Genomic DNA, 4,983 nt, shown 5'->3' with positions numbered 1-4,983 from the left:
GGTGGCCTCCGCGCCGCGCTTCTGACCGCGGGAGCTACGCCGCAGGGTCTCGCCGCCGGCGGCGTCGCTACGGGCGCGACGCGCACGGCCGGCGGCCGAACGCGGGTTCCAGCTGTCGCTGCCGCGTTCCCGGGTGGGACGCGCGGTGGTGTCGGCGTTGCGGTACAGCCACACCCGCAGGGCGCCGACACCCAGCACCAGGACCGTCGCCAGCGCCATGGTCGGGAATCTGTTCACCAGCGGAATCGCCAGGTTCAGCAGGATGTCCTTCACCGAGGTCGAGCTGTGCCCGGTCAGCTGCTGATAGGCCAGCGGGACGGCGATGAACAGCAGTAGCGGCGGGGTCACCATGGTGGTGAACAGGCCGCGATAGCGCACCACGCATGCCGCGATCACACATCCGACGATGTAGAACGCGGCGAACACATGGGTCAGCTCCTTGCCGCTGTTTCCGGAGTCGATGAAAAATCCGATGAAAGTGCACGCCACCGCGATCAACACCGCGGCGCCGGCGGGGATGCCGGGCACCGACGGGACGATCGAGAGGTGCGAGGCGGGTACATCGGATCGCTCGCGTTGGGTAGCTGCCACGTAAAGCACACTATCTGCCGCGGCCGGAACGTGTGTCGAGGCCGGGCTGCTGCCGGAGTTACTCGTTGGTGTCCGAGAAGCCTACCGCGCGCGGCCACGACTGGACGGGAGCAATTGCCGGTACGGCGCGATCGCCGATGTCGAGATCGTGCAGACGGCGCGCGGTGACCATCACGCGCGACTCGATCGAGGCCACGGTGTGGTTGAAAGCGTCGACGGCCTTGCCGAGTTGGGTGCCGAGCTTGTCGAGATGGCTGCCCGTTGTGGACAACCGGGTGTAGAGCTCCCGGCCCAGTTGCTGAACGGTTGCCATGTCTCGCGAAAGTGCCTCCTGTCGCCAGCCGAATGCGACGGTGCGCAGTAATGCGATCAAGGTGGTCGGTGTAGCGAGAATCACGTTGCGGCCGAACGCGTATTCGAGGAGGCCGGAATCGGCGGTCAGTGCGGCGTCGAGGAACGGATCGCCCGGGATGAACAGGATCACGAATTCCGGGCTGGGGTCGAAGGCTTCCCAGTACGCCTTACCGGCCAGCTGGTCGACATGCGCGCGCAGGTGTTTGGCGTGCCGGGCCAGATGGTCGGCGCGCCGGCGCGGATCCGTCTCCCCGGTGGCGTCCAGATAGGCCGTCAGCGGCACCTTGGCGTCGACCACCAGTTGGCGGTCACCGGCCAGCCGAACCACCAGGTCGGGCCGGACCAGGCCGTCGCGGCCGCTCGCGGTGACCTGCGTGTCGAAATCGCAGTGCTTGGCCATCCCCGCCAGTTCGACGACTCGCTCGAGCTGGATCTCACCCCAGCGCCCGCGCACCTGTGGCGCGCGCAATGCCGACACCAGCTCGCCGGTCTGTGTGGACAACTGCTGGGAGATCCGCTGCATCCCCGCGACCTGTTCGCGCAGCCCGGAGTAGGCGTTGATGCGGTGGTGCTCGACCTGCTGGATGTGCTGGTTCAAACTGCCCAGGGCCTCGCGCAGCGGTTCGACCAGGGTGCCGATGGCCTGCGAATTGTGCCGTGCCGCATCCGCACTCGCGGCGCCGAGCGATTGCCGCAGCAGCTGTTCGTTGTCCCGCAGCGCCGCGAGCCGAGCTTCGGCCGTGGCCGCCCGCTGTCCCGCCCGGGCGGCATGGCCCAGCCACCCGAGGCCGGCCCCCGCGCAGAACACCAACAACAACGCGAACAGCATCGATGCGGTCATGCGCCCGATGGTGCCCTATCCCACCGACAAGTTCGCGGATCCCGGCAATTCTCCAGCATCACCCGTCGACACGCCGAAGCGATTCAACCTTGTCGGTGAGATGGCTTAGCCTCTTCCCACATGCGGATGCTGCATACCTCGGACTGGCACATCGGGCGCACCTTTCACGGTGTCGACCTGCTGGCCGATCAGGCGCGTGCGCTGGAGGCGGTGGCGGAACTCGTGGCCGCGCAGCAGGTCGACGCGGTGGTGGTACCGGGTGACGTCTACGACCGGTCGATTCCGAGCGCGGACGCGATAGCGGTGTGCAACAAGGGTTTCGAGGCGATCCGCGCCGCGGGGGCGACGATCGTCGCGACCTCGGGTAACCACGATTCACCCACTCGGCTGGGCGCCCTCGGCAGCTTCGCCGCGGCGGGCGGACTGCATCTGCGGACGTCGGTGGCGGAGGTGGACCGGCCGGTCGTGCTCACCGACGAGCACGGACCCGTCGCCTGCTACGGCATCCCGTATCTGGAGCCGGAAATCACCCGCGCGGAACTGGATGTGCCGCAGGCGCGCTCGCATGCCGAGATTCTGGATGCCGCGCTGGCCCGCATCCGTGCGGACCGGCAACGCCGCGGTGCTCCGCGCACCGTGGTGCTGGCACACGCCTTCGTGGTCGGTGCCGAGGCGACCGGTTCGGAACGTTCGATCGCGGTGGGCGGGGTGGAGACCGTTCCGCTGAGCGCGTTCGAGGGCATCGATTACGTCGCGCTGGGCCATCTGCATTCGCCCCAGACATTGTCGGAGTCGGTGCGATATTCCGGCTCGCCGCTGCCGTATTCGTTCGCGGAGCGGTCGCATCGCAAGGCGGTGTGGATCGTCGATCTGGACGCCGGCGGGCTGGTATCGGTGCAGCGCCACGATCTCCCGGTGGTGCGTGGACTGCGTCAGCTGACCGGCGTGCTGGACGAGCTGCTGTCCGCGGCCGAATATGCCGACGCCGAGGACGATTACGTCTCCGCGGTGCTCACCGATCACGCCCGCCCCGTCGATGCGCTGCGCCGGCTGCGGGAGCGGTTTCCACACGCGGTGCACGTGGAATGGTCTCGCCCGGAGGGCAATGCGCAGCTGCGCTACCGCGAACGGGTACACGGCCGCCGCGACAGCGAGATCGCGCACAGCTTTCTCAGCGATGTGCGCGGTGAACCGACGGCGGGGGAGATGGCGCTGATCGAGCAGGCACTGTCCGCGGCCCGGCGCGAACCCGTCGCCGAAGTGGTGGCAGCCTCGGCGGAGTTGTCGGCATGACCGACGCCCGGGCGGGGGCCGCATGAGGCTGCATCGGCTGGAGCTCACGGCTTTCGGGCCGTTCGCCGAGACGGCTCGGGTCGATTTCGACGAGCTCGGCGCCGACGGTCTGTTCCTGCTGCACGGCCATACCGGCGCGGGGAAGACAACGGTGCTCGACGCGATCGCGTTCGCGCTGTACGGCCGGGTGCCGGGGGCGCGGGGGGAGAGTAAGCGCCTGCATTCCGACCACGCCGATGCGCAGACCGCGCCACGGGTGGTGCTGGAGGCGACGCTCGGCGGCCGCCGGCTGCGCCTGACCAGATCACCGGAGTTCGAGCGACCGAAGAAGCGCGGCACCGGTATGCGGACCGAACAGGCCGCGGCGACACTGGAATGGCTGGACGGGCGCGGACAACATCTGTCGCGCATCCCCGATATCGGCGACGAGGTGAGCCGGCTGCTGGGGATGAGTGCCGATCAGTTCTTCCAGGTGGTGTTGCTTCCGCAGGGCGATTTCGCGCGCTTTCTGCGCTCGGACAACGAGGATCGGGAAAAGCTGCTCGAGCGACTGTTCGACACCGAGCGCTTCGGCACGGCCGAACAGTGGCTGGCGCAGCGGCGGCGCGAGAGCGGCGCGCAGCTGGACATTCACCGCCAGAGCGTCGACCGCTTGATCGCCCAGGTCGCGATTACCGCGGGCCTGGGCGCCACTGAAGCCGTCGGCCCGTTCGAGGCCGTGGAATGGTCACAGCAGCTCCTTACGCAGGCCCGCGCCGAGGCGGAGCGTTCGGCGGCGGATCTGGCTCGCTGCCAGCAGGATTCGGCGCGCCGGCTGTCTGCGGCCGAGGAACATCGCCGCGTACAGGAGCGTCGTGAACGCGCCGCGATCGCCCGCCGCCACCTCGACGACTACACCGCCGGCGCGTCCCATCGCGACCGGCTGCAGGCCGATCTGGACCGCGCCCGCCGCGTCGAACCGGTGGCGGCCGCGCTCGCCGACGCCCGCACCGCCGCCATGACGCTGCGCCGCCGCACCGACGAAGCCCGTGACCTGGCCGAACGCCTGGCCGTCCGTCTGCTCGAACCGGAATCAGCCGAGCTTCCCGGAACGACCTGGGCCGCAAGTGATCTCGCTGCCGCCGAATTGGTGGATACCGAGTTGGCCGAGGAACTGTCGGCCATTCCGGAGATCGGCCGCGCCGCCGCCGACGAAGAGAATGCGGCCGCCACCGCAGGCGGGAGCCGCCACGGTCTGGACTCGGTGAGCTCGAGCGAGGGCGACCGGTCCGCTGCGGAATCGGTTCCGACCGGCACGGCCCCCGACCACGGACAAGCCGCCGGGGAAGCCGCCCCGGCGTCGACCGATGACGTAATGGTGGCCGAATGGAGCCCCTCCGGCGAAGCGCATGCCGGGGAGTCCGCGGAGGCAGAGGACGAGCCTCAGGTAACGGCGGTTACAGCGGCGACCGACCACGGCGACACCGAAACATCCGAAACAACCGACGACGCAACGCTGTTCGCTCTCTCTGTTCCTCCGCCAGAGGCGCACGATGCCGTGGACGAGCCGGTCGAATTGGAGTTGTTCTCCATCGACCTCGTCCGCCCCGCACCGGCGGCGTCGCGCGGTACCAGGACTCGCTCCGCCGCCCGCGCCCATAACGAACCCGGCCCGTCGGCCGAGCAGAAGATTCCCGGTGCGGTCGATGATGCCCCGGCCGACGAATCCGACAACTCGCGCACCGCGCCGGCCCGACCTGCGGTCGCAGCCGAGGCCGGGACGCCTGACGCTTCGACCGGTGCGACGGCCGGCACCTCGAACCCGCGCCCGGCGGACGACAACCCGCGCCCGGCGGACGACAACCCGCGCCCGGCGGACGACAACCCGCGCCCGGCGGACGACAACCCGCGCCCGGCGGGCGACA

General features: G+C 69.5%; 4 protein-coding genes. 2 read left to right on the top strand and 2 right to left on the bottom strand.

The features are described from left to right. Together RJ03_RS20820 and RJ03_RS20815 are read right to left on the bottom strand one after the other, a co-directional pair. On the bottom strand, window positions 1-591 hold a 591-nt coding region (locus tag RJ03_RS20820; RefSeq protein ID WP_157163466.1), incomplete at its 3' end, for a DUF6542 domain-containing protein. Between the two features lie 58 nt (window positions 592-649). Then, window positions 650-1,786 carry a DNA recombination protein RmuC gene (locus tag RJ03_RS20815; protein WP_036505000.1) on the bottom strand — a complete coding sequence of 379 codons (1,137 nt, stop codon included), beginning with the start codon at window positions 1,784-1,786 and terminating at the stop codon, window positions 650-652. A 120-nt stretch (window positions 1,787-1,906) separates the two neighbouring features. On the opposite strand from RJ03_RS20815, the gene RJ03_RS20810 reads away from it, so the two are divergent. Together RJ03_RS20810 and RJ03_RS38020 are read left to right on the top strand one after the other, a co-directional pair. Beyond that, window positions 1,907-3,079 (top strand): exonuclease SbcCD subunit D, encoded by a 1,173-nt coding sequence (locus RJ03_RS20810; RefSeq protein WP_036504997.1) that lies wholly within the window; start codon window positions 1,907-1,909, stop codon window positions 3,077-3,079. Window positions 3,080-3,101: 22 nt separating this feature from the next. Then, window positions 3,102-4,983 (top strand): AAA family ATPase (locus RJ03_RS38020; protein ID WP_157163465.1); only part of this gene is annotated, 1,882 nt, incomplete at its 3' end.

This window comes from Nocardia aobensis NBRC 100429 (assembly GCF_000308375.1).
Classification (GTDB): domain Bacteria; phylum Actinomycetota; class Actinomycetes; order Mycobacteriales; family Mycobacteriaceae; genus Nocardia; species Nocardia aobensis.
Note: the sequence above shows the minus strand (reverse complement) of the source record. Positions and strands in the feature narration are given on the sequence as shown.

Excerpts from the sequence above, each read along its gene's own strand:
- RJ03_RS20815 (WP_036505000.1), bottom strand. The coding sequence starts at position 1,786 with ATGACCGCATCGATGCTGTTCGCGTTGTTGTTGGTGTTCTGCGCGGGG.
- RJ03_RS20810 (WP_036504997.1), top strand. The coding sequence starts at position 1,907 with ATGCGGATGCTGCATACCTCGGACTGGCACATCGGGCGCACCTTTCAC.